Source organism: Paraburkholderia sediminicola (genome assembly GCF_046026675.1).
In the GTDB taxonomy this organism is placed as follows: Bacteria; Pseudomonadota; Gammaproteobacteria; order Burkholderiales; family Burkholderiaceae; genus Paraburkholderia; species Paraburkholderia sediminicola_F.
The window spans coordinates 2,700,078-2,727,061 of record NZ_JAQQEY010000001.1; the positions used below are offsets into that span (position 1 = coordinate 2,700,078).

Sequence of the window (26,984 nt, forward strand, 5' to 3'; positions counted from 1 at the left end):
CCTGATCCGTTCAGTCATCGAGCGTCGACAGCAGATCCTTGAACTGATCGGTCGAATCGTCTTCTTCATCGCGCGCGGCTTGACCGATCGCTTCGTCGAGTGCAAGCGCAATGCGCCGGATCGTTGCCAGCCGGAACAGTTGCGCGACATCCACGGGACGGCCGAACTCAGCCGCCATCTGACTCGCCAGCCGCACCGCAAGCAACGAGTGACCGCCAAGCTCGAAAAAGTCGTCGTCGATACCAACGTTGGCAACGTCGGCAACGTTGAGCGCGCGGGCCCACAACCCACACAAGGTCTTTTCGGTGCCGGTGGATGGCGGCGTACGGTGTGTCGATGCAGCCTGCGCATCGATTCCGTTCGCCATGCTGCGCAGTACTTTGCGATCGAGCTTGCCGTTCGACGTGAGCGGCATCGCGTCGATCTGTTCGATTGAGGACGGCGTCATATGGACGGGCAACACCCGCCCGAGTTCGTGACGCACGCGCGCGGCATCGAGCGTGTTGTCGCTCACCGCGAACGCGACGAGGCGCTGTGCCGCGCCCTCGCCCGCCAGCGCAACTGCCGCATGCCGGACACCGGCGCTGCGCGCAAGCTGCGCCTCGATCTCGCCGATCTCGATCCGATAGCCACGGAACTTGATCTGATGATCGAGCCGGCCGAGATAGTCGATCCCGCCATCGACGCGCACTCTAGCCAGATCGCCGGTGCGATACAGACGCGCACCCGGTTCGCCAAGTGCATCGGGCACGAAGCGCTCGGCGCTCAAGCCGGCCTGCCCCACGTAGCCGCGCGCCAGATTGGCGCCGCCGATGCACAGCTCACCCACCCCGCCCACCGGCACGTGACGGCCGGCGCGGTCTACCACGCGCAACACCGTATGTCCCACCGCGTCACCGAGCGTGATCGGCAAAGCGGCGGAGACGATCCGCGCGACGCTCGACCAGATCGTCGTCTCGGTTGGGCCGTACATGTTCCAGAGTTCGACGCCACGCGCCAGCAATTGCGCGGCGAGGTCCGGTGCAAGCGCTTCGCCGCCGCACAGTGCGACAAACCGCCGGCCTTGCGCGCCGCGCCAGCCTCCTTCGAGCAGCACGCGCCAACCCATCGGCGTGGCCTGCATCATCGTCGCGCCGCTGTCGTCGAGCAGCGCGGCAAGGCGCCGCCCATCCGTCACGACCGCGCGAGGCGCGATGACGACCGTTGCGCCGGCGATCAGCGGCGCATACAACTCCAGCGCGAAGATGTCGAACGAGACCGTCGTCACGCTGACGAGCGTATCCGCGGCCGACAGGCCGGGACGTCCGCCGATAGACGACAGCAACCGCGCCAGTGCGCCGTGCGTGACCGCCACGCCTTTCGGACGGCCGGTCGAACCCGACGTATGAATCACATAGGCCAGCCGGTTTTCGTCGAACGACGAAGCGGAATCAGGTAACGGCACATCGCGCTCGTCGTCCACCTCGTCGATGCGAACCAGCACGCGATCGGCGAAAAGCGCCGCGTGCATCTGCGCGCAGGCTTCGTCCGCGACGACGACGCCAACCTGCGCGTCGTCGAGCATCGCGGCAAGCCGTGCAGCCGGATATGACGCATCGAGCGGCACGTAAGCGGCGCCGCTCTTCAGCGTGCCGAGCAAGGCAGCCGCGAGTCCCACCGATCGATCGACACAAACGGCCACACAGGTGTCGTCTTTCACGCCGAGCCGCCGCAAGCGTTGCGCGATGCGGTTCGACCACGCTTCGAGTTGTCCGAAGCTCAGCGTCGCGTCGCCGCAGGTCACGGCGGTGCGAGCCGCAGCGGCACCGTTCGCGTGATCCGCAATGCGACGCTGCACCGGCATGAATGAGACCGTGTCCAATGCCTCTTGCACGGGTGACGCAGCCACTGCGTGAACAGGAGCAAGCGCAATCGACGCAAGTAGCGGGTCCTCCGGCTCTGCGAAGCGCGTCAGCAGTTCGACGAAATGACGGCCCACTGCTTCGACGTTTGCCGGCGCGAAGCGCACCGCGCGCCATGCCCAATGCAACGTGATCGCGCCGCGCGGCACGATGGTCAGCGTCAACGGATAGTGCGTGCGTTCGATCGAATCGAGCGCGTCAACGGTGAATAGATCGTCGCTCGACGACAGTGCCTCGTCGGCCGGATAGTTTTCGAATACCAGCAGGCTGTCGAACAGCGCATCGCCGGTGCGCGCGGACCAGCGCTGAACCTGCGCGAGCGGCGTCTGTTCGTGCTCGCGCATTGCGCTGTTGACCTGCTGCAAAGCGGCGAGCCATCCGGACAGCCGCGCGCCGTCGGGAACGTCCGTCCACACCGGCAGCGTATTGATGAAAAGACCGAGCATCTCCTGCGCGCCGACGAGATCGCCTGGCCGCCCGGCGACCGTCACGCCAAACGCCGCTTGCTCGCGATTGCCGTAACGCGACAGAAGCAGCGCCCACGCCCCCTGCATCAACGTGTTCAAGGTCACGTGGTAGCGCTGCGCGGCGGCACGCAGCCGCTCGCTCAGGTCTGCGTCGAATGCCATTTCGCGGGTACTGATTGCATCCGCGGACGGTTGTTCGCCGGTTGAAAACACGGGCGTACCAAGACTCGCGGTGAGCAGCGCAGGTTCGTCGAGCAACGCGATCCGCTCCTGCCACCATGCGTGAGACTCGCTCTCGCGGTTTGTCGATGCGAGCCACTCGAGGTAGTTGCGATAGCGCGCGGGCGCGGGACGTGCCGACGGCGAATCCTGCAGACGTGCACGATATTCGTCGACGATCTCACCCAACAGGCGCGCACCGCTCCATCCATCGACCAACGCATGATGATGCGTGCGGATCAGATCATGCGCGCCGTCCGGGCGACGAATCAGCGCAATGCGCATCAACGGCGGCGCTTCGATATCGAAACCACGCGCCACGTCCGCCTCGCGCCATGCGGCGAGTTTGTTGTCGTACGTAACAGGGTCGAGCGAGGACCAGTCGTGTTCGGCGAACGGCACCTCGACTTCGCGATGCACGACCTGCAGCATGTCCGCTTCCGGCGAAACGACGAAGGCTGTACGCAGGATTTCGTGCCGCGCTGCGGCGACCCGCCAGGCGTCGCGCAATGCGGCGACATCGAGCGGGCCACGCAACGTCAGCCGCAGCTGATTCACGTAGATGCCCGAGCTCGCACCGAGCTGCGTGTGCAGCAGCAGGCCCTGCTGCGCCTGCGTCGCCGGATAGATGTCGACGATGGACTCCGGGTCTAGCTTCAGTACGTCGAGCGCTGACTGTGAGAGTCGCGCAAGTGGGAAGTCCGATGCGTAGAGCCGTGTCGCCGGACGTTGTGTTGCATCGATCATGTTTTGCAGTTGCTGCGCGAAACCTGCTGCACATGCTTCGACTTCCTGCTGCGTGAGCCGGTCCGTGCGGTAGCGCCAGCTCACCTGCAGTTCACCGTCCGCTACCAGGGCATCGAGCTGCAGCACCTTTGCCTGCGCATCGTGGAGTCCCGCCTGTACCGACTCACCGCCCCGCTCCTCTGCGAACGCGAAGCGTGCAGTCTCCGGCAGGCTTGCATCGAACTGGCCCAGATAGTTGAAGCCCACCGTCGCCTGCGGCAGTCCGGCCAGTGCCTCGCGTACCGTCGCATCCCGCGACGCGCGTGTCTGCAGCAGGCCCCAGTGCAGACCGCGCTGCGGTACTTCGCCCAGTGCGGCGCGCACGGTGTGCAGGGTGTGACTGGCGTCGTCATCCGCTTCCAGCACGACCGGATAGCGTGTCGTGAACCACCCCACCGTGCGCGTCAGGTCGATGTCATCGAGGATGTCCTCGCGGCCATGGCCCTCGAGTTCCACCAGCACCCGTGGCTGCGCGCTGCGCTGCGCCAGCGTGCGGGTAAGCGCGGCCAGCAGCAGGACTTCGGGTGTGAGGCCGGGGCGCCCTGCGCCGTGTGCGCCGTCGTAGAGCAGTGCCGAAGTCGTCTGCGGGTCGAGGCGGATTGTGTGGGTCGCGGTGGGTGCGTCTGTTGATGTGCCTGTCGCTGTGCCTGTCGCTGTGTTTGTCGATGTGCCTGCTGCGTTTGTTGATGTCGCTTCCGCGGCCGGCCACGCCACCACGTCCGTGAGCCGCTGCTGCCACCAGCCCAGCTCCGCGAGCCGCTCCGCCTGCATCCCGTACGCATGCTGACGCAGGCTCCACACGCTGAACGGCGTGCTGCGCGCGCCCAGTGCAATCGCCTCGCCACGCTCCGCCTGCGCATACGCCTGCTGCAGCTCCTCCAGCAGGATGCGCCACGACACCCCGTCCACCGCCAGATGGTGGATCGCCAGCAGCACACGCTGGCCGTGTCGCCCCACATCCAGATACGCCGCCTTCAGCAGCGGACCGCGCCGCAGGTCCAGTTGCTGCTGCACCCGTGTGCACGCATCGTGCAGCGCCTGCTCCCAGTCGCCGCGGTCGCCGATTGTGATCTGTTCGACCAGCGATTCCTGCGGCTGGGTCTGTACCGGCGCTACCTGCTGTGTCCAGCTACGCGTCGATGCTTCCGCTGCATCACGCTTCTCTGCTGCGTCATGTCCTTCTACATCCTGTCCTTCTGCTGCATCTCGTTCTCCCGCGCGAACATGTTCCGCTTCCCCCACCCGCACGAACCGCAGCCGCAGCGCATCGTGCCGCGCCACCAGCGCCTGCAACGCGCGCTCCAGCACCGCCACCTCCAGCCCCCCGCGCACCCGCAGCAGCACCGCCTGGTTCCAGTGCGACGGCGCCGCCTCAAACCGGTCGAAGAAACCCGCCTGGATCGGCGTCAGCGGGAGCGCTTCGTGCAATTCGGCCTGCTCCACCTGCTCCGCCCCGCCCAGCTCCACCGCCATGCGCGCCTGCGCCTCGATCGTCGGATGATCGAACACCTGCTTCGGCGTGAGCCTCAGTCCCGCCTGGCGCGCCTTCGCGATCAGCTGCAGGCTCACGATCGAATCGCCCCCCGCCTCGAAGAAGTTCTGCGTTACCCCCAGCTGCTGCGTCTCGCGTCCCAGCACCGACGCCCAGATCGCCCGCATCTGCGTCTCGCGCGCCGTGCGCGGCGCCACCGCCTGCCACGCCTCGTCCTCCTGCGGCGCCGGCAGTGCCCCACGGTCCAGCTTGCCGTTGGCCATCACCGGCAGCCGCGCGAGCTTCATCCACCCGCCCGGCACCATGTACCCCGGCAGCGTCGACCGCAGCGCCGCCTGCAACTGCGGCGCCTGCGCCTCGCCCACCCAGTACGCCACCAGCCGCCGGCGCTCGCCCTCCCCGCGCAGCGCCACCACCGCCTGCTCCACCCCGGCACACCCGCGCAGCTGCACCTCGATCTCCCCCAGCTCGATCCGGTAACCGCGCAGCTTCACCTGCTGGTCCAGCCGTCCCAGGTACTCGATGCAGCCGTCCGCGCGCAGCCGGCACAGGTCCCCGCTGCGGTACAGCCGTTCTCCGTCGTTGTACGGCGACGGCACGAAGCGCTCCGCCGTCAGCCCCGGCCGCCCCAGGTAGCCGCGCGCCAGCGACACCCCGCCGATGCACAGCTCGCCCAGCCCGCCCACCGGAACCTCGTTGCCGTCCCCGTCGAGCACGCACACGCTGCGCCCCGGATACGCCATCCCGATCGGCGCGCTCACGTGCCGCGTGTCCTCCGGCTGCGTACGGCGGTACAGCGCCGCCACCGTCGTCTCGGTCGGCCCGTACAGGTTGTCCAGCCGCACGCCCGCCAGTGCACTACGCTGCCAGCGCGCCAGCGCGTCCCCCGGCAGACCTTCGCCGCCCACCGTGATCTGCCTCAAGGCCGGCAGCGCCGCGCGCGACGGCGCCTCGCCGAGCCACTGCTGCCACAGCGCCGTCGGGATCCGCGCGAACGTCACCTGGTGGGTCGCCAGTGCGCTGCTGAGCGCCTGCAGGTCCCACGCAGCGGCGCCACGCATGCACACCCGGCCGCCCATCAGCAGCGCCGGCAGCAGTTCGTGCAGCGCCACGTCGAAGTTGATCGTCGACGACTGCAGCAGCGTGTCCTGCGCGGAGATCCCGTAGGTGCCGATGAAGTCCTCCAGGTGCAGCGACAGCGCGCGCTGGCTCACCGCCACGCCCTTGGGCCGGCCGGTCGAGCCTGACGTGTAGATCACGTAGGCGAGCTGCTCCGGGTGGATCGATGCGGTGCGTTTGCGCAGCGCGCGCCGGGCACGCGATGCATCCGGCCGGGCACGTTCGCCGGCAACTGGACTGGCAGGTTCATCGAACTGCCTCTCAAGCTGCGAATCCGCCTGCTCATTGGCCTGCCCATCGACCGGTTCATCAAACTGCCCAGCCTCCTCCCCAATCCGTACCTGCACGCAGCCCTCAAGCACCCCCGACAGCTGCGCCGCGCTCGCCACATCAACAATCACACAACGCACCCCCGCATCCTCGATCATCTCGCGCAGCCGTGCCTCCGGATACGACGGGTCCAGCGGCACCTGCGCCGCACCCGCCTTCCAGATCCCCAGCAGCGCCGCGGCCAGTCCCGCCGAGCGCTCCAGGCACACCCCCACCCGGTCCTCGTGCGCCACACCCGCGCGCATCAGCGCCACGCCCAGGCGGTCCGCCCACGCGTCGAGCTGCGCATAGCTGAGCCGCTCGTCGCCGCATATCACGGCCTGCCGGTCGCCACACACCCGCGCACGCGACTCGAAGCGCGCGACCGTCGGCACATACGCATACGACGCACGTTGCGCCGCGCTCGCGGCACCCGCGCCCGCCCCCATCGACAGCTCGCACAGGCGCTGCTCGCCCGAGGCGCACATCTGTTCCAGCAGCGCCACGTAGTGCCCGCTCACCCGTTCTATCGTCGATGCGTCGAACAGCGCCGTATTCCAAGACCATTCGATCTCAATGCCCTCGCGCGGCAGGATCGACAGCGTCAGCGGGTAATGCGTCGGGTCCACCGATTCCGTCGCGACGATTTCCAGCGCACCACGCTGGTCGCGCGCGGCCTCGTCGATCGGATAGTTTTCGAACACGAGCAGCGAGTCGAACAGCGATTCGCCACCTTGTCCGGCCCATTGCTGGATGTGCGCAAGCGGCGTGTGTTCGTGCTGACGCAACGCAACGTTATGCGCCTGGATCGCACGCAGCCAGGTGGACACCTGCTCGTCCGGCCGCGCGTCGATGCAAAGCGGCAGGCTGTGAATGAAGAGCCCAAGCATCTGCTGCGCGCCACACAAGCCGGCCGGCCGGCCCGACACGGTCACGCCGAACGCCGCCTGTTGCCGGTTGCCGTAGCGCGCGAGCAGCAAAGCCCAGGCGCCCTGCGTAATCGTGTTCAGCGTCACGCCGAGCGTACGGCTAGCCTGCTGCAAAAGAGTCGACTGTCGTGCGTCGAGTGCGACACGTCGTTGTGCGACACCGGGTTGCGGCGCCGCCGTGCGTCCGAGGCCGGATTGCAGCGTCGCGGGCTCGTCGCGGCGCGCGAGTTGCTCGCACCACCAGGCTGCGCTGCCCGGCTGCGCCTGCAACCAGCGCACGTAATCGCGAAAACGCGGCGCGCTTGCCGGAAGCTTGCCTGCCTCGCCTTCGACATTCGTCAATGCGCGATACGTCTGGGCGATTTCGGACAGCAGTTGCGCGCTGCTCCAACCGTCCATCAACAGGTGATGATGCGTCCAGATCAGATCGTGCGCGCCATCCGGCCGCTCGAATAACGAGACGCGCATCAACGGCGCGGCCTCGAAGCTGAAGCCCTTCTGCAGATCGGCGGCCCGCCACTGCGACAGTCGCAACGCATGCGTATCGAGGTCCTGCGCGCGCAAGGCGATGCGCTCGAACGGCAACTGCAAAACGCGTCTGACGACCTGCAGCGGCACGCCCTCGTATTGCCAGAAAAACTGCGTACGCAGAATGTCATGGCGCACGACGGCCTGCTGCCACGCGTTCTGCAGCGCGGCGACGTCGAGCGTGCCGATCAGCGTCAGATGCAGCTGGTTCGTATAGCTCTGCTGCGCCTCGTCGATGAGGCTGTGATAGAGGATGCCCTGTTGCAGCGGCGTGGCCGGATAGAGATCGGTCACGTCGTCGGGCAGATGCGCGGCGACTGCATCGAACTGCGCGCGCGTGAGCGGCGCAAGGTCGAAATCGTGACGGGTCGGCACCGCCTGCATGGTCTCGCAATGCCCGATCAGACGCAGCACGCGCGCCTCGAAATCGCTCGCGAGGCGTGCAATCGTCGCGTCGTCGACTACATCGGGGCTGTAACGCCATGTGAGCGACAGCCCTTCATTCGCGATCAGACCGTTGACGTCGATCACATACGGCAGCGGCGAGTGGGCCGCAAGCGGCGCGCCCCCCGCTTCGGCCGCAAAGCGGAACTGGCCGTCCTGTTCGAGCGACGTATCGAAGCGGCCCAGGTAATTGAAGCTCACCTGCGCGCGCGGCAGGTCAGCAAGCGTCTCCGCGCCATGCGGCGCGCGCGTGGCATCGGCCTGCGTGAGCCACATCCAGTGAATGCCGTCGAAGCGGACATCGCGCACGCGATCTTTCACATGCAGCAGCGCATCGGCCGGGTTGTCCGGCGCATCGATCCACAACGGATAGCGCGTCGTGAACCAGCCGATCGTCCCGCTCAGATCGAGTTCGCCGACCGGATGCGTGCGGCCATGACTCTCGACGTCGATCAACACGCCGCGCCGCGCACGCCAGGCGCTCAGCGTCTGCGCCAGCGCCGTCAGCAGCAGTTCGTCCACCCGCAGGCGATAAACGCGCGTGGCGTGGTTCGACAGCCTGCGCGTGACGCCGGCGTCGAAGCCCACTTCACGGGTACGGCTCGCACCAAACGTGGCGGTGGTGCAAGCGCCGTTGGACACGGGCAGCCACGCGTCTGCATCCGCAAGCGCGGCGCGCCAGGCGGACGCGTCCGATATGACCGCATCCGACGCGGCATGCTCGCGTTGCGCCGCAACCCATGCGCTCCACGGTGTCGATGCAGTGGCGATGGCATCGTCTGCTTCATTTTCATTGGCAACGGCTGCGGCGTAGTCGCGCTCCAGTTCGCGCAACAGGATGCGCCACGACACCCCATCGACGCACAGGTGATGCACGACGATCAGCACACGTTCGCCATCGTCCATTTTCGCGTGCAGCAGGCAGCACACCGGGCCGTGCTCGATGTCGAGACTGCGTTGTGCTGCGTCGCACGCCTCGTCGAGACGGGCGACCGCGTCCGGCAATGCGCGCAGATCGAGGCTCTCGATTGGTGCGCCACCGTCGAATGGCAGCACACGTTGTTGCCATCCACCCGCCTCCTCGCTACTGTGTGCGTCGGACGAATCGATGCGGTTGACGGCATGGCGTGCAAACCGCAGGCGCAACGCGTCATGCCGCTTCTGCAGGTGGCGCCATGCAAGTTGCAGCGCACCCACGTCGAGCGGCACGCCTGAAGTCAGCAGCACCGATTGATTCCAGTGCGATTCCCCGCGCGGATGAAGCTCGAAAAACCACGACTGGATCGGCGTCAAGGGCATCGTGTCGTTACGCTCGATTGCGGTACGCGAGCGCGGTTGATTGCGCTGCGCTTCGGCAACGGCTGCGAGTCCCGCGACAGTCGGATGTTCGAACAACTGACGCGGCGTGATATCCAGATGCGCTTCCTGCGCTCGCGCAATGACCTGCAAGCTGAGGATCGAATCGCCGCCGAGCCCGAAGAAGTCATCATGTACACCGACACGTTCGACGCCCAGCACGTCACACCAGATCTGCGCGAGTAACGCCTCGGTCGGTGTGGCGGGCTCCACGTGTTCATCGGCAGTGGCTGCATCCGGTGCCGGCAACGCGGCACGGTCCAGCTTGCCGTTGTGTGTCAGCGGCAATGCGTCAAGCAGCACGTATGCGCCCGGCACCATATGCGCCGGCAGCGCCTGCGTAAGCGCCTGCTCCAGTTGCGATGCATCGCATGCAGTCTGCCCTTGCGGCACCACATAGGCGATCAGCCGCCGCCCTTCCTGCGCCAGCACCCGTGCCTCACGCACCGCCGGCAGTGCCGCCAGCGCCGCCTCGATTTCCCCCAGTTCGATCCGGAAGCCACGAATCTTCACCTGCGCATCGTTACGGCCGATATAGACGATCGCGCCATCGGCTTCACGCCGTGCCACGTCGCCTGAACGGTATAGCCGCGCACCGTCTGCTCCCCACGGGTCCGGCACGAACCGCTCCGCACTCAGCCCCGCCCGGCCCAGATAGCCACGCGCCAGACCCGCTCCGCCCACGTACAGTTCGCCCACCGCCCCGCGCGGAACCGGGTTCATGTCGTCGTCCAGCACGTGCAGTTGCAGATCGGCTAGCGCCTCGCCGATCACGCTGCGCGCACCCGCTCCCATCTCCTGTCTTTGCAGCAGGCGGTACGTCACGTGCACCGTCGTTTCCGTGATGCCGTACATGTTCACCATCGCCGGCGCCTGCGCGCCGCACGCGTCGATCCATGCGCCCAGCAGCGACGGTTCGAGCTTCTCGCCGCCGAACACCACCACACGCAATGCGTCGATCGATGCGTCGCCCGCGCGCCGGCATTCCAGATCGTGCTGCATCAGCGGCACGAACGCCGACGGCGTCTGGTTCAGCACCGTCACCCGTTCTTCGCGCAGCAGCGTATGAAAGGCGCGTGTATCGCGCGCGCTCCAGTACGGCACCACCACCAGTCGTGCACCGTGTACGAGTGCGCCGAACAGCTCCCACACCGAGAAGTCGAACGCATACGAATGGAACAGCGTCCACACGTCGCGCTCGTCGAAGGCGAACTGCGCGCGTGTGGCCGACAGCAGGCGCGACACGTTCGCATGCGTGATGCCCACGCCCTTCGGACGGCCGGTCGAACCGGAGGTGAAGATCACGTAGGCGAGTTGCTGCGCGTCGATGGCGACGTTGCAGGCATGTGACGGTTCATTGCCCACGTCATCGACCTGCACCAGTTCACAGCCGTCGAACACCGGATTGAGTTCCTGCAGCACGACACGCTGCACGCCGGCATCGGCGATCATGGCCGACAGACGTCCTGCCGGATAGGAAGGATCGAGCGGCACGTAGGCGCCGCCGGCCTTCAGCACACCGAGCAGCGCCGCCACCAGCGCGCACGAGCGGTCGAGGCTCACGCCAACGCGTTCGTCGCGCTGCACGCCGAGTGCAACCAGCCGATGCGCGATACGGTTCGACCAGGCGTCGAGTTGCGCGTAGGTCAGCGACCCGCCGTCGCAGCACACGGCAATCGCGTCGGGACGCATGCGTGCCTGGGCCTCGATCGATACCGTCACAGGTTCGAACGGCAGTGCAGCGTGCCGTGCCGTCTCAGACAACGCCACGCCATCACCATCGTCAGGCACAAGCGCAAACGCACCAATACGCGTATCCGGCACACGCGCCGCCTCATCGAGTATCGACACATAGTGCGCAAGCAGACGCTCCACTGTCGACGCATCGAACACATCGTTCGCGAAACTGAACGACAGATCGAGTGCGCCGTCGCGTTCCTCGGCGTGCAGCATCAGATCGTATTGCGTGCTGCCCGTACCAGCGTCGATGCGCGTCGCGGACAGACCCGGCAGCCGCAGCGCATCGATGCCGTCGTCGACACGCAGATCGAACATCACCTGAAACAACGGCGTTTGCAGCAGATTGCGCTCCGGCTGCAATGCATCGACGATGCGGCCGAACGGCACGTCCTGATGCGCATGCGCGGCCAGCACCCGATCCCGCACCTGCTTCGCAAGCTGCGCAAAAGTCTCGCGCGCGCGCAGATCGCTGCGGATCACCAGCGTGTTGACGAAGAACCCGACAACGCCCTCGGTCTCGATCTGCTCACGCCCCGCGGCCGGAATGCCGACGCGAATATCCGGCGCGCCCGTGTAGCGATGCAGCAGCACGTCGAAGGCAGCGAGCAAGGCCATAAAGAGCGTCACGCCCTCGCCGGCATGACCGGCACGCAAACGTTGCGCGACGCCGTGCGGCACGGTGTGCGACACACACCCTCCGGCGTCCGAACGTGCGTGACGCCGTTCGCGATCGACGGGCAACTCCAGCACCGGATGCGAGGTACCCAGTGTCGTGCGCCAGAAATCGAGTTGTGCGTCCAGGGCGGCTTCGCCAATACGCCGACGTTGCCAGGAAGCGAAGTCGGTGTACTGGATCGGCAGCGAAGGCAGCGGCGTAGCTTTCGATGCATCCAGCGCTGCCGCATAGAGCGCGCTGAAATCTTCGATCAATACGCGGATCGACCAGCCATCGGCGATGATGTGATGCATCGACAACGCCAGCACATGGGTCGTTGCATCGAGCCTGAACAGGCCGAAGCGTGACGACCGCCCACCCAACAGATCGAATGGCTCCTGCGCGAAGGTGCGAAGCTGGCTATCGAGTTCGCTCGAGCGGCCCTGCAAATCGTATTCGCGCCACTCGACCTGCCTGCCGGCAGTCGCGTCGGCAACCAGCTGACGCACGAGGCCACCCGCCTCCGTGAAGCGCAAACGCAATGCGTCATGCCGCTCGGCCAATGCATCGAGCGCGCTGCGCAATGCGGGCAAGGACAGTTCGCCTTCCAGACGCAGCGCGCCGACCACGTTGTAGGCGGCGCTATCAGGTTCGAGCCGCCACAGCACCCACAGGCGCTCCTGCGCGTGCGACAGCGGCACAGCCTCGCCCGCTTTCGTTACACGAGGAATCGACACATCCTGCGTCGCGACAGGCGACTCGCCGGCGTGCGTCAGTTCGTCGAGATAGCGAGCGAAGCGCTGCAACCCGGGATGATCGAAGACGGCCTGCAGCGGCACGTCGCGGCCCACCTCCCGACGCACACGCGACAGCACGCGCACAGCGAGCAGCGAATGGCCGCCGAGCCCGAAGAAGTCATCATGTACACCGACACGTTCGACGCCCAGCACGTCACACCAGATCTGCGCGAGTAACGCCTCGGTCGGTGTGGCGGGCTCCACGTGTTCATCGGCAGTGGCTGCATCCGGTGCCGGCAACGCGGCACGGTCCAGCTTGCCGTTGTGTGTCAGCGGCAATGCGTCAAGCAGCACGTATGCGCCCGGCACCATATGCGCCGGCAGCGCCTGCGTAAGCGCCTGCTCCAGTTGCGATGCATCGCATGCAGTCTGCCCTTGCGGCACCACATAGGCGATCAGCCGCCGCCCTTCCTGCGCCAGCACCCGTGCCTCACGCACCGCCGGCAGTGCCGCCAGCGCCGCCTCGATTTCCCCCAGTTCGATCCGGAAGCCACGAATCTTCACCTGCGCATCGTTACGGCCGATATAGACGATCGCGCCATCGGCTTCACGCCGTGCCACGTCGCCTGAACGGTATAGCCGCGCACCGTCTGCTCCCCACGGGTCCGGCACGAACCGCTCCGCACTCAGCCCCGCCCGGCCCAGATAGCCACGCGCCAGACCCGCTCCGCCCACGTACAGTTCGCCCACCGCCCCGCGCGGAACCGGGTTCATGTCGTCGTCCAGCACGTGCAGTTGCAGATCGGCTAGCGCCTCGCCGATCACGCTGCGCGCACCCGCTCCCATCTCCTGTCTTTGCAGCAGGCGGTACGTCACGTGCACCGTCGTTTCCGTGATGCCGTACATGTTCACCATCGCCGGCGCCTGCGCGCCGCACGCGTCGATCCATGCGCCCAGCAGCGACGGTTCGAGCTTCTCGCCGCCGAACACCACCACACGCAATGCGTCGATCGATGCGTCGCCCGCGCGCCGGCATTCCAGATCGTGCTGCATCAGCGGCACGAACGCCGACGGCGTCTGGTTCAGCACCGTCACCCGTTCTTCGCGCAGCAGCGTATGAAAGGCGCGTGTATCGCGCGCGCTCCAGTACGGCACCACCACCAGTCGTGCACCGTGTACGAGTGCGCCGAACAGCTCCCACACCGAGAAGTCGAACGCATACGAATGGAACAGCGTCCACACGTCGCGCTCGTCGAAGGCGAACTGCGCGCGTGTGGCCGACAGCAGGCGCGACACGTTCGCATGCGTGATGCCCACGCCCTTCGGACGGCCGGTCGAACCGGAGGTGAAGATCACGTAGGCGAGTTGCTGCGCGTCGATGGCGACGTTGCAGGCATGTGACGGTTCATTGCCCACGTCATCGACCTGCACCAGTTCACAGCCGTCGAACACCGGATTGAGTTCCTGCAGCACGACACGCTGCACGCCGGCATCGGCGATCATGGCCGACAGACGTCCTGCCGGATAGGAAGGATCGAGCGGCACGTAGGCGCCGCCGGCCTTCAGCACACCGAGCAGCGCCGCCACCAGCGCGCACGAGCGGTCGAGGCTCACGCCAACGCGTTCGTCGCGCTGCACGCCGAGTGCAACCAGCCGATGCGCGATACGGTTCGACCAGGCGTCGAGTTGCGCGTAGGTCAGCGACCCGCCGTCGCAGCACACGGCAATCGCGTCGGGACGCATGCGTGCCTGGGCCTCGATCGATACCGTCACAGGTTCGAACGGCAGTGCAGCGTGCCGTGCCGTCTCAGACAACGCCACGCCATCACCATCGTCAGGCACAAGCGCAAACGCACCAATACGCGTATCCGGCACACGCGCCGCCTCATCGAGTATCGACACATAGTGCGCAAGCAGACGCTCCACCGTCAATGCATCGAACACATCGCTCGCAAAATCGAATGACAGATCGATGCCGCGCTCGCTCTCCGCCGCATTCAGACTCAAATCGAACTGCGCGGCATCCACATTCAGCGCCACGCTTTCGACGTCGAGTCCGGACAACGATGCACGATGCGATGGATGTTGCCGCAAGTTGAACATCACGTCGAAAAGCGGCGTACGGCCGGGTTCGCGCACCGGCTGCAACGCCTCGACCAGTCGGGCAAACGGCAGGTCCTGGTTACACTGCCCTTCGGCGAGGCGTGCCGACACCTGGTCGAGCAGCCCGGCGTAGGTATCGCTCGCACGCAGCGATGCGCGCATCACAATCGTGTTGACAAAGAAACCGATCAGGCCGGTCGTGTCAGCGCCATGCCGGCCCGCCACCGGCACGCCTACACGCACGTCGCGCGAACCGGTATAGCGATGCAGCAGCACGTCGAAGGCGGCCAGCAACGCGGCGAAGAGCGTGGTGCCACGCGTGCCCGCGAAATGTTTCAGTGCATTCGCCGTCGCGGCCGGCACGCAGGCCGACACCGTACCGGCTCGCGTACTGGCCGTTGTATCGCGCGCGCCGGTGCGGCTGCGGTCGAACGGCAACGCAAGCGCTTCCACGTCGACAGGCGCGAGCTGTGTGCGCCAGTAGTCGATCTGTTCAGCCAAGGCTTCGTCGTCGAACCATTCGCGCTGCCAGCGCGCGTAATCGGCGTACTGAACGCGCAACGGCTCCAGCTCCGCACGCGCTTCTAGCGCACGTGGCTCGCGATCAGCCGACGTCACCGCGGCTTCGTAGAGTGCCAGGAACTCAGCAAACAGCACACCGATCGACCAGCCATCGGACACGATGTGATGCATCGAAATCAGCAGACGCTGTTCGTCGCTTTCCGTTCGCACCAGATCGACACGCAGCAACGGTCCGTGTTCGAGATCGAAGGGCCGCCATGCAAGCTGGTCCAGCACGGTTTGCACGGCTGAGTCGCCCTGATCCGCGAGTTGCTGCTCCGCCCAACCGAATATGGTCTCGCTGTCCACGCGTTGACGCGGCTCGCCATCAACCTCGACGAAACGCGTGCGCAACGACGCGTGACGCGTCACCAGCGCGGCAAACGTGGTGCGCAACGCCGACACATCGATCGCGCCTTTCAGGCGCAACACGCCCGACATGTTGTACGCGGCGCTGGCCGGATTCAAACGCCACAGAAACCACAAACGCTCCTGCGCCGGCGAAAGCGGCGCGTCGGCTGATGCATCGTCGTCATCCGGCAACGCCACCACCGGCAACTGCGCGACGTCGAAACCATGTGCTCGCAGGCGCTCGCGAAATGCACGGCGGCGCTCGGGGGGCAAGCTCGCATAGCGGCGCGAGATGTCGATAAGCTCACCGGCATCATGTGCGGGAGCGGCCGCAGCCGAAGCTGTCGTGCCGGAAGACACCATTTCATTCACTGCCAAAGACTTGATCAACGCATTCATTCGAGTTCTTCCAACCACGACTTCAAGGTTTGTTTGCCGACCGCACCACTCGTTGCCACCACGCCCTGGCGCTCAGGCGAAGCGCTTGCGCCCGCCAGTTGCGAGGCCAGCGAGCGCACCGTCGGATGGGTCAGGACGAGCTTCGGCGAGAGCGACAGGCCCGCGCGGCGCGCTTTCGCGATCAGCTTCAGGCTCAGGATCGAATCACCACCGGTTTCGAAGAAGTTGTCGAGCACGCCGATGTCGTCGCGCCCCAGCACCTCGTGCCAGATCACCAGCAACTGTTCTTCGACGGCGTTCGCCGGCGCTTCGATGGTTCGCTGCTGCGGCGCTTCATCCGCCAGCGCTTCAAGCGCGGCGCGGTCCAGCTTGCCGTTCTTCGTCAGCGGCAATTGCGCAAGCGTGACGATGCGCGCGGGCACGAGCGCATCGGGCAGCAACGTCGCGAGGGTCTGCCGCAGCGTTGCACCATCCAGCGCATTGCCGCATACGTAGCCGGTCAGACGGATACGCGCGTTCTCTCCGGCGACATCTTCACTTCTTGCCAGTACCGCCGCATCGCGCACGCCGGGCAAGCCGCGCAGAACCGCCGCGATTTCGCCGGGTTCGATGCGAAAACCGCGGATCTTCACCTGATCGTCGATACGTCCAAGCCATTCGATGCGCCCCGACGCCAGACGGCGCGCCCGGTCGCCGGTCCGGTACACACGCTCGCCCGCCGTCATCGGGTCCGGCACGAACCGCTCGGCCGTGCGGCCGGGCTGGTTCAGATAGCCGCGCGCCAGCCCCGCTCCGCCGATGCATAGTTCGCCCGCCACGCCATGTGCCACCGCGTGGCCGTCGTGATCGACAATGACGAGACGCATCGCGTCGATCGGCTCATCGAGCGTCAGCGAAGCGGCTTGCGCCTCGTTGGACGCGACACCGGTGATGGCGCCAACAGTCGTCTCACTCGGCCCGTAGTGATTCAGCAGCAGGCAGCGCGGCGCCAGTTCCTGAATGCGGCTGGCCAGTGAAACCGGAGTCGCTTCGCCGCCGACGATCAAACACTGCCGCGGCAACACGCGTGCTGGATGGCTCGCCTGCAGCAGCGACGCGAGATGACTCGGCACGATCTTCAGCAGATCGATTTCGTACTGGCCGATGTAGGCGGCGAACCGGTCCGGATCGAAGGCACAGTCTTCGTCGAGCGGATGAAGCGTCCAGCCCGCCCAGAGCGCGCCGAACAGCACCGTGTGCCCGAGATCGGCGGCGGGTGTCGAAACGTAGGCCGCGCTTCTGACGGCGACGGGAACGCGCGCCACCAGCGAGCGCGTGTAATTGAGCAATGCGCCGTGACTGACCGCGACGCCCTTCGGCCGTCCCGTCGAACCGGACGTGTAGATCACGTACGCTGTCTGGGCGGGATGAACCGCGCGGCCGGGTTCGACCCGATCGGCGAAACCGGCGCCATCCGCGAAATAGCGCGACGGCGGCACGGTCTCGACGTGTGCCGGCATCCACGATGGGCGTTCGTCGCACACGCAAAGCGACGCACCGCAATCCCCGATCTGCCAGGCAAGACGCTGCGCGGGATGACCCGGGTCTAGCGGCACATACGCGGCGCCGAGACGCCATGCCGCGAGAATGCCGGCCACAAGTGCCAGCCCACGCGGCAGCAGGATCGCGATGTGAGGCTCCGCGATATCGCGCAAGCCGGGCGCCGACGCCTGCGCGTCATGCGCGGCCGCCAGCCGTCGTGCGATCTGGCCGGACCACGCCCATAGCGACGACCAGCTGATGCGTTCGCCGTTGAACACCAGCGCGTCCGCCTCGCGCGTGCGATCGTTCAACGCGCGCGTGGCGATTGTTTGCAGCAAAGTGGGCTCGGGCACGCAAGGTACGGAAAGCGCGAGCGGTCGAGCGGCCGCTAACGTCGACGTGTCTGCCTGCTCATGCCAGCCGAGCGCGCCGAGCCGAGTCGCGGGCGAGCCGGCCAGTTGCGCGAGTGCGGCCTCGAACTGCTGCAACAGCGCGAAGACCAACTCATCACCAATCACATTGCGGTCGTAGGCCAGCACCACCCGCGGCTGCGGACCCGGCGACACCACAAGGCTCAACGCAAAATGATTGCGGCCGAACGTCTCCGCACCCTGCGCGTTCTGCACGAGCGGCAACTCGAGATGTGCCGCTCCGCGCAGGCCATGCGGGTACTGCGTCATCCGCGGATCGATCGGATAGTTTTCGAACACCACCACCGTATCGAACAGCGCCTGCTCGGCGCCGGCTTCGCTCGCGGCCTGGATTGCATCGAGTGGCAGCAGTTCGTGCTCGCGCAGGCTGCCGCTGTGACGCTGCAACGCGCGCAGCCAATCGGCCACCGTACGCTCTGGACGAAGCTCGACACGCAGCGGCACGGTATTGATGAACAGCCCGATCGACTGTTCGATGCCGTCGAGCGGCGCGCTGCGTCCGGCCGTCGTCATGCCGAACACGACATCGCGCTTGCCGCTGTGACGCGACAGCAGCCATGCCCACGCGCCCTGCATCAGCGTATTCAGCGTGACGCCGTGTGCGCGGGTGAAATCGCGCAACGCTTGCGTCAGCGCGTCGTCAAGATCGGCGTGCTGTTCGGCATAGCGACTCCGGCCCGCGTCCGACGTCTCGCATGCGCGTTCAGCCTGCGCTTGCGCGCGGCTTGCGTAAGGCGCTGGCGTGCGTTCGTCGAAGCCGGCCAGCGCATCGCGCCACCACTGCTTCGATGCCTCGAACGACTGCTCCGCCAGCCAGTCGGCGTAGCGGCCAAATCCTGGCGCCGCCACATGCTGCTGACTCAACGCGGGTTTCGCATCGTCCGGTGCGGCGAGTCGTGCGTAATCCTCCGCGACTTCGTTGAACAAGGCGGCCAGACTCCAGCCGTCCAGCTGAATATGATGGAAGCGCCACGCAAGCAGGTAGCGCTCGGCATCGGCGCGAATCAGCGCGATCCGCAATTCGGCGGCCTTCGCAAAGTCGAACCCCTGTGCGTGTTCGGTTCGCCATTGCGCCACGAGCGTATCGCGCAGCGTCTGTCCATCCAGCCCGCGCCAGTCGCGATGATCCATGGCGAGCGCGGCTGACTTGCGCACGGCCTGCACGGGCACGGGTAAGCCGTCCCAATGAAAATCCGTACGCAGCATCGGATGCCGTTCAACGGCGTTCTGCCATGCCTGTTCAAACAGATGGGGATCGCTGATCCCGTCGAGCGTGAACACGTGCTGCACATAGTACGGATCGACCTCTGCATGCAGCGCATGAGAGAGCATGCCGCGCTGCATCGGCGAGAGCGGATGCAGACTTTCTATCGCGTCGGAATCGCTGAAACAGGCTTCAATTTGTGCCGCGTTCAGTGCGGCCATCGGACTGCGCAGCGCGAGTGCCACGGCAGCCGGCGCCGCATCATCGTTTGCGGCATGCTTGCGCTCGTCGCCTTGCAAGTACGTGGCGAAGCGTTGCGTCAATGCGTCCAGCTCGGCGGCATCGATATAGGCCGGATCGGCGTGCCAGTCGAACACCAGATCGCCATCGACGAGCATCGCGTCAAGCGTCAACCGAATGCTTGCGGCGTCCGGCCGGCGCGCCTGGCCCGTCATGCCGACCGGGTCTGCCGTGACCGACCAGAGCGGGCGCTGCGATGCCATGCCGGCAGCCGAGACGTCGCCGAGATAGTTGAATACCACTTCGGCACGCGGCAGCGCGCGCGCCGCGTTGCGCAGTGTCGCGTCGGCGCTGTATTCGAGCATGCCCCAGCGCACGCCGCTCGCCGGTGCGGTGGCAAGCGCCGCCGCAATATCCGCGGCACGCGCGCCGCGCGCGATCCAGAGCGGGAAGCGGCTGGTGAACCAACCCACCGTTGTCGACAAGTCGACCGATGCTGCACCCGGCAATTCGACCTGCCGGCCATGTCCTTCGATCTCGACAACGATCCCTTCGCAATGCGCTTTGCTGTGCGTGTCGTCGCCTTCGCACAGCGCGTCGACCAGTGCGGCCAGCAGCACGTCGGGGCGACGGCGTGCGTCGCGCCATGCCGGGCTGACAATCCGCGCGGCGGCCATCCGCTCACGACGATGGTCCTGTTCGGTGCGCGCGGTGTCCGTTCCAACGGCCGCGACGGCCGTGTTCTTGACGGCGAAACGCGCTGACGATTTCGCGGCTTGCGTCAGCTGACGGCGCCAGACATCAAGTTCGTCTGCCAGAACCGCCGCGGCTGCAGGTTGCTCTGTGGCGCGCGCCTGCATCAGCGCCCAGGCGCCGAACGATGTCGCCCGCAAACGTGCCTCACAGTTTCGATAAAGCTGTTCAAGATCCCGCAGCAGAACGTGCCACGAGACCGCATCGACGGCGAGGTGATGAATCGCGATCAGCAGACGGTCGTGGCCCTCGCCGCGCAGCAATGCTGCGCGCAGCAGCGGACCGTCCTGCAGCGAAAGACTGCCGTGCACCTGGTCGATCGTCTGCGACGGATCGTCCGCGCCACTGTCGAGCAGCAGCGGTGCTGCGCGCGTACGCCACGCGTCGGTGGATTCGATGCGCTGCTGCCATTCACCCGAAGGTGTCTGCGTGAAGCGCAGTCGCAACGCGTCGTGCCGAACGACGAGGGCATGCAGCGCAGCTTCAAGGCGCACCATATCGAGCGGCTCGGACAACCGCAGCACGGCCGCCTGGTTCCAGCGCGCCGGTGCATCTGGATAGTGCTCGAAGAACCACGCCTGAATCGGCGTCAATGGCATGGTCCCGGCACGCGGCTCGTTGAAGAGCGCATCGCCGTGCGACGCGGCTCCGGCACTTTCGCTCGCCAGCAGTTGGGCAAGACTGCGCACATCGGGTGCTGCGAAGACTTGCCGCGAGGTCACAGTCAGGCCGGCTTCTTTCGCACGCGCCACGAGTTGCAGCGACAGGATCGAATCGCCGCCCAACGCGAAGAAGTCGTCGTCGAGGGCACAGTCGGGGCGATGCAGCACCTCGCGATAGAGCGTCAGCAGTTGCGCCTCGCGCGTGCTCATCGCGTCAGCCGTCGATGCATCTGCAGGCGCAGTTTCCGGCGGCTTCGGCAAGGCGCGGCGATCGAGCTTGCCATTGGCCGTCAGCGGCAACGCGTCGAGCGGGATGAACACACTGGGGATCATCACGGGCGGCAGCACCTCAGCCAGCACGCGCCGCACCGCCGCGGCATCGAACGCCGCAGCGTGCGCCGTGACCACGTAAGCGACCAGTTGCGTTGCGGCTTCGGCATCGGGATGAGCGGCCGGACTATGCGCGACGACCCATGCATCGGCGATGCCCGGAGACTCGCGCAGTGCAGCCTCGATTTCGCCCGGCTCGACGCGCACGCCACGAATCTTCAGTTGCTGATCGACGCGTCCGAGAAAATCGAAGCTGCCGTCGGCGCGCTGCCGGCACAGGTCGCCGGTTCGATAGAGACGCGCGCCCGATCGATCGGGCACGAAGACGGCCGCGCTGATACCGGGCCGGCCAATATATCCGCGTGCCAGCGTGGACCCACCAATGCATAGTTCGCCGACGCCGCCAATAGGAACTGCCTCGCCATGGCGATCCAGCAACACCGCCTTGCGATGCGCAAGCGCGCGGCCAACCGGCACCACGCCGGATGCCGCGTCGCCGGCGGTGGTGGTGTGCGCCAACGCGACGACGGTCGTCTCGGTCGGCCCATAGGTGTTCACGAAACGCACGTGCCCGAGCGGCCCGCCCTGCCAGCGGCCCAGCAGATCCGCCGACACCGCTTCGCCGCCCACGGTGATCGTGCGCAGCAACGCGAGGTCGTCTGCGCGCGTTCGGCCGGCCAGCGACGCTGTCCATTCGCGCCAGTACGAGGTCGGCAGATCGGCGAGCGTGACGCATTCGTCGCGCAGATACGCTTCGAGCGTCTCGGGGTCCCACGACGCATCGCCGCGCATCGCCACGGCCGCGCCGACTGCGAGCGCCGGCCACAGCTGTTCGATCGACGCATCGAAGCTCAGTGTCGAGAACTGCAACACGACATCGTCGCGGCCGACCGCGTGCATTGCGATGAAGTCGTCGATATGGCTTGCCAGCGCGCGGTGCGAAATCGCGACGCCCTTCGGCCGGCCGGTCGAACCCGACGTGAACACGATGTAGGCAAGTTGATCCGGATGCACGCGTGCGCTAGCGTTGACATCAACGTCCATAGCGGAGGCGGTTGCGGCGTCGCTCACCAGAATCAGCATGCAGCCGGCCAGCTCGGCGGCATGCCGTTGTGCATGGGCCTGATCGGTAATCACGATACGCACACGGGCATCGTCGAGCATGTGCGCGATCCGCTCGGCAGGATATGTGCCGTCGAGCGGCACGTAGCACGCACCGCTTTGCATCGTGCCGAGCATCGCGGCGACCAGCGCCGGTGTGCGGCCCAACAGAATGGCGACCGATTCGTCGGCATGGGCACCGGCCGCGCGCAGCGCACCCGCGAGTTGCCCGGCGCGCACCGCCAGTTGCGCATAGCTGACCGATTCGCCGTCGCAGCGCAGCGCGGTGGCGTGCGGCGTTTCGCGCACCTGACGTTCGATACGCGCGGTCAGCGGCAGAAAGGCCGTCGCGCGTTCACGCTGTTCGTCCAACGATGCGGCCACACCGTCGACCTGCCACTGTGCGATCGCCATCGCCGGGTTCGCCGTGATCTGTTCGAGCAGCCCGACATAACGGCGCGCAAAAGCATCGATCGTGGCCGCATCGAAGCGGCTCGCGAGATAGCTGAACGACAACGACACACCGTTGCGCGCGGCCGTCACGTCGAGCGACAATTCGAACGCCACGTCACGCGCACGCAGATCGAGATCGCTCAAGGCGAGGCCAGCCGGCGCAACGGCATCCTGCAGCACCGCTTCCTCGAGGTTGAACATGATCTCGAACAGCGGGCCACGGTCGCGCAATGCGTCGCTGACTCGAGGGAACGGCACGTCGGCGTGTCGGCGCGCCGCGAGCAGGATGTCCTGCACCGCATCGACCAGCGACGCGAACGGCTTCGCACGCTCGACTTGCGCACGCACCACCGTGGTATTGACGAAGTAGCCGACCACGTTCTCGTACGCCAGTTCGCGGCGGTTCGACACGGGCACGCCGATCCGGATATCGGACTGATTCGAATAACGCTCGATCGCAACCGCGAATGCGCTGAGCAGCACGGTGAAAAGCGTCGTGCCCTCATCGTTTGCAAATTCGCGCAGCGCTACGCCCAGTTGCGCCGGCAGATCGACGCGCAGACGGCCGCCCTTTGCATAGCCCTGCTGCGGTAATGCGTGCTGCGAGCGATCGGCGGGCAAGCGCGCGGCGGGACTCGCATCGCCTAGCGCTTCGCGCCAGAAGTCGAGTTGCTGACGTTCGGCGTCCGATGCGGCGAATGCGTTTTGCAGCGCGCAGTAGTCGGCATAGGTCGCCGTCAGCGTTTCAAGCTCGACGTCTGACGTGTACAAACGCATCAGGTCGCGCATGATCACCGTGCACGAATGCGCATCCGCGATGATGTGATGAAGCGATAGCACGAGTGCATGCGAGCCCTCTGCGCCGCGTACAAGATGCGCGCGGAACAGCGGGCCGTGCTCCAGATCGAATGGCGCATCGATCAGTGCCTGGATGTGGTCGTCCGCGTCTGTGTCGACGATCTCGAGTTGTGCCGCGTGGGCGTCGAAGGCGGCCCGCGGGTTCGCGCCGTCCAGCCGCACGCGCATCGTCAATTGCGGATGACGCCGCACCAGTGCCGACACGGCGTCGCTCAACCGCGCCACGTCGAGCGCGCCGTCGATCCGGAACGCGCCCGACACGTTGTACGCCGAACTGCTGGGCGCTTCGCGCCACAGGTACCACAGCGCACGCTGGCCAGCGGACAGTGCCGAGGCATCGATGGCAGCCGCGAGGCCGACCCGCGACGCGCGTTCGGCGGCAGTTACTTCATGCGAGGTCTGATCGAGCCAGGCAGCCTGCGAGGCGATCGAACGCTGCATAAAAACGAAATCGAGCGGCACGTCGCGTTCAAAGGCGACACGGATGCGCGCGACCAGCGCGGTCGCCGTAATCGACTGGCCTCCGAGCGCGAAGAAGTCGGCATCGCAGGACAGGGTGGCGTCGTCGAACACGGTTTGCCAGATCGACAGCAATGCCGCTTCGGTCGGCGTCGCCGCCTCCCGGCGCACACCGCTCTGCACAAGCGCGCCGGTCTCGTCACGGGAGTAGCGTGCGAAGAGCTCGAGCGTCTGTTCGCGCCAGCCTTGTGCGCAGGCGCTGCGCCTCAGCTTGCCGCTCGACGTGCGCGGCAGCGTGCCGGGTTTCAGGATCGCGATGGCGGCGACGGGTTCGCGATGCGCGTCGACGATGGCCGCTTCGATCTGAGCAAACAGTGCGGCTTCGTCGAGATCGCGCGCGGTGACGCGTGAAATTTCCGCGGCGACGCCGATCCCCTCGCCGTCCTTGCCTTGCCCGACCGCGAACGCAGCGATGCGCCCGGGGCGCAGCGCGGCGACGCGGGCGGCCAGCGTCGCCTCGATATCCTGCGGGTAGAGATTCTGCCCACGCACGATGATCAGATCTTTCACCCGGCCGTTCACATACAGGCGCTCGCCGGACATGAAGCCGAGGTCGCCGGTACGCAGCCAGCGCACGCCGTTCGCATCGCTGACGAACGTCTCCGTGCTTGCCTGCGGATTGTTCCAGTAGCCTTGCGCGACGCTCGGGCCGCCAAACCAGATTTCGCCGATGCCGCCGCTCTCGAGGTCCGCGCCCGTTTGCGGATCGACGATACGCACCGCGTGATGCGCCTGCACTCGCCCGCCTTCGACAAGACGCGTAGCCGCGGCAAGCGACACTGCATCGGTGGCATCGGCCCGCGCGGCATGTCCCGCTGCCAGCGAGCTGCGTTCAGCGTCGAACAACGCATAACCTTGCCCAGCATCGACGCCGCTCACCAACAGCGTCGCTTCCGCGAGCCCATAGCAGGGATACAGCGCGGCCGCGGCGAGCTTCGCTTCAGCGCCAGTGCGCGCAAACGCATCGAGCGTCGCGGCGCGAATCGGCTCCGCACCGCAGAATGCGACACGCCACGATGACAGGTCTACATCGTCCAACTGGTCGGCGCGCACACGCTCGGCACACAGTTGATACGCGAAGTTCGGACCGCCGCTCACAGTTGCGCGATAACGCGACACGGCCTGCAGCCAGCGCGCTGGCCGCTCGAGAAAATGAGCGGGCGACATCAGCACCACCGGAAAGCCGACGAAGAGCGGCGCCAGCAGGCCGCCGATCAGACCCATGTCGTGATAGAGCGGCAGCCAGCTCACCATGATGTCGTCCGCGCTGAAGGCCATTGCCGCGCGTATGGCGATTTCATTGGCGCTCACGTTGCCGTGGCTCACCATCACGCCCTTCGGCGCGGCCGTCGAACCCGAGGTGTACTGCAGGAACGCGAGATCGCCAGCGGCGGGCGGCTGGACGGTAAAACCAGCGGCAGCGCCCTGCTGTACCGTGTCCACCAGCAACGTCGTGCAACGCGTCGCCAGCGATTCCACGCTATCGGCGAGATTCGACAGCAGCGCGTCATGCGCGCAATCGGTGAGGATCACACGCGGCTCGCAGTCGTCGAACATCGCGCGCACCCGCTGCAAATGCTGCGGATTCGACGACTCCGGCGGATAGGCGGGCACCGCGATCACACCGGCGTACAGACAACCGAGAAAACCAGCGACGTAATCGAGACCGGTGGGCAGAAGCAGAATAGCGCGGTCGCCGCGCTGCGCGTCGCGCGACAAACGCTCGGCGCAGGCCAGCGCGCGGCGATGCAACTGGCCGTAGGTGAGCAACTGTTCGTCACGCTCTCCGTCCGCGAGAAAGCGCACGGCAATGCGGTCCGGCTGCGCGGCGACGTGGCGCAGCATCGTGCTGACGAGATCCTGCGCGGCCTCGGCAGGTGCGGATACAGATACCGGTTTGGGTGCATCGGCCAGTGCGCGCCTGCTGCGCTTGAGGAATGGGCAGCGGTCGCCCGCGGGCGTGTTCTCGTCGGTGAGGAAATACTGCTTCCACTCCAGGTTGCCCGGGTCGCCGTAAAAGCCGAGATCCGGATGTGCGGACACGTCATCCCACGTTTCGAGCCGTTTGCGCACCTGATTGCGCGCTTCACGGCCGATCACCTTGTTCGTGATCGTATCGACGAAGACGCTGCGCGGCTGGAACAGCAAGACCATCCCGGGGCCGAGATTGCGGCTATGGCGCGTATGGAACGACGGGCACGCACAGACGACGAACATTTCCACGCCCGCGAACGAGAACTCCCAGTCTTCGTGCGAGGGTTCGGGCTGTGCGTCGGCGTTCGGATCGGGGTCGACGTTATGCAGCGTTTGCAGCGCGTTCCAGAACAGCGTTTGGTAGGTATCGTGCGAAAGCGACTCGGCATCCGGCTCGAAGAACACCGCGATGTTGTTCTTGCGATACTCGGGGCGCGAGGCCAGCTCAGCGAAAGTCTGCATCGTCGCCGGCAGTTCCGAGATGTCCTTGCCGTTGACGAACGCATAGAACATCTCGCCGCGCCGTTCGGCCATGGTGCCGAAAAAGCACGGATAACCGGGATCCATCACCTGCGTGCGCATCGTCTCGTACGACGCATCGAGCCACGCGGGCAGCGTCACGCTTGAGCCTGTCTTCCTGCCTTCGATCACGCGGCTTGTCCAGTCGCCGGCGACGAAGCCCGCGTCGATACCGCGTTCGGTGTTGTCACCTGCTACCGATTTGTCTACTTGCATTTCCTTCCTCGTGTTCCGAAAACGCCGACGCGCCCGCGCGGCCCCAAGGGCCGCACAAGGAGTGCGTCAGGACGTACCGATGCCGTTGCGCAGGCGAACGACTGCTG

2 protein-coding genes are annotated in these 26,984 nt (G+C 66.3%); both read right to left on the reverse strand.

The genetic code is table 11. From position 1 onward, the window contains the following. Positions 1 to 10 precede the first annotated feature (10 nt). Positions 11 to 16,096 (reverse strand): non-ribosomal peptide synthase/polyketide synthase, encoded by a 16,086-nt coding sequence (locus PQQ86_RS11680; RefSeq protein WP_408266737.1) that lies wholly within the window; start codon positions 16,094 to 16,096, stop codon positions 11 to 13. Further along, positions 16,093 to 26,877, reverse strand: a complete 10,785-nt coding sequence (locus PQQ86_RS11685; RefSeq protein WP_408266738.1) for a non-ribosomal peptide synthetase — start codon at positions 26,875 to 26,877, stop codon at positions 16,093 to 16,095. The genes PQQ86_RS11680 and PQQ86_RS11685 overlap by 4 nt, the downstream gene beginning before the upstream one ends. Positions 26,878 to 26,984 lie beyond the last annotated feature (107 nt).

Excerpts from the sequence above, each read along its gene's own strand:
- PQQ86_RS11680 (WP_408266737.1), bottom strand. The coding sequence starts at position 16,096 with ATGAATGCGTTGATCAAGTCTTTGGCAGTGAATGAAATGGTGTCTTCC.
- PQQ86_RS11685 (WP_408266738.1), bottom strand. The coding sequence starts at position 26,877 with ATGCAAGTAGACAAATCGGTAGCAGGTGACAACACCGAACGCGGTATC.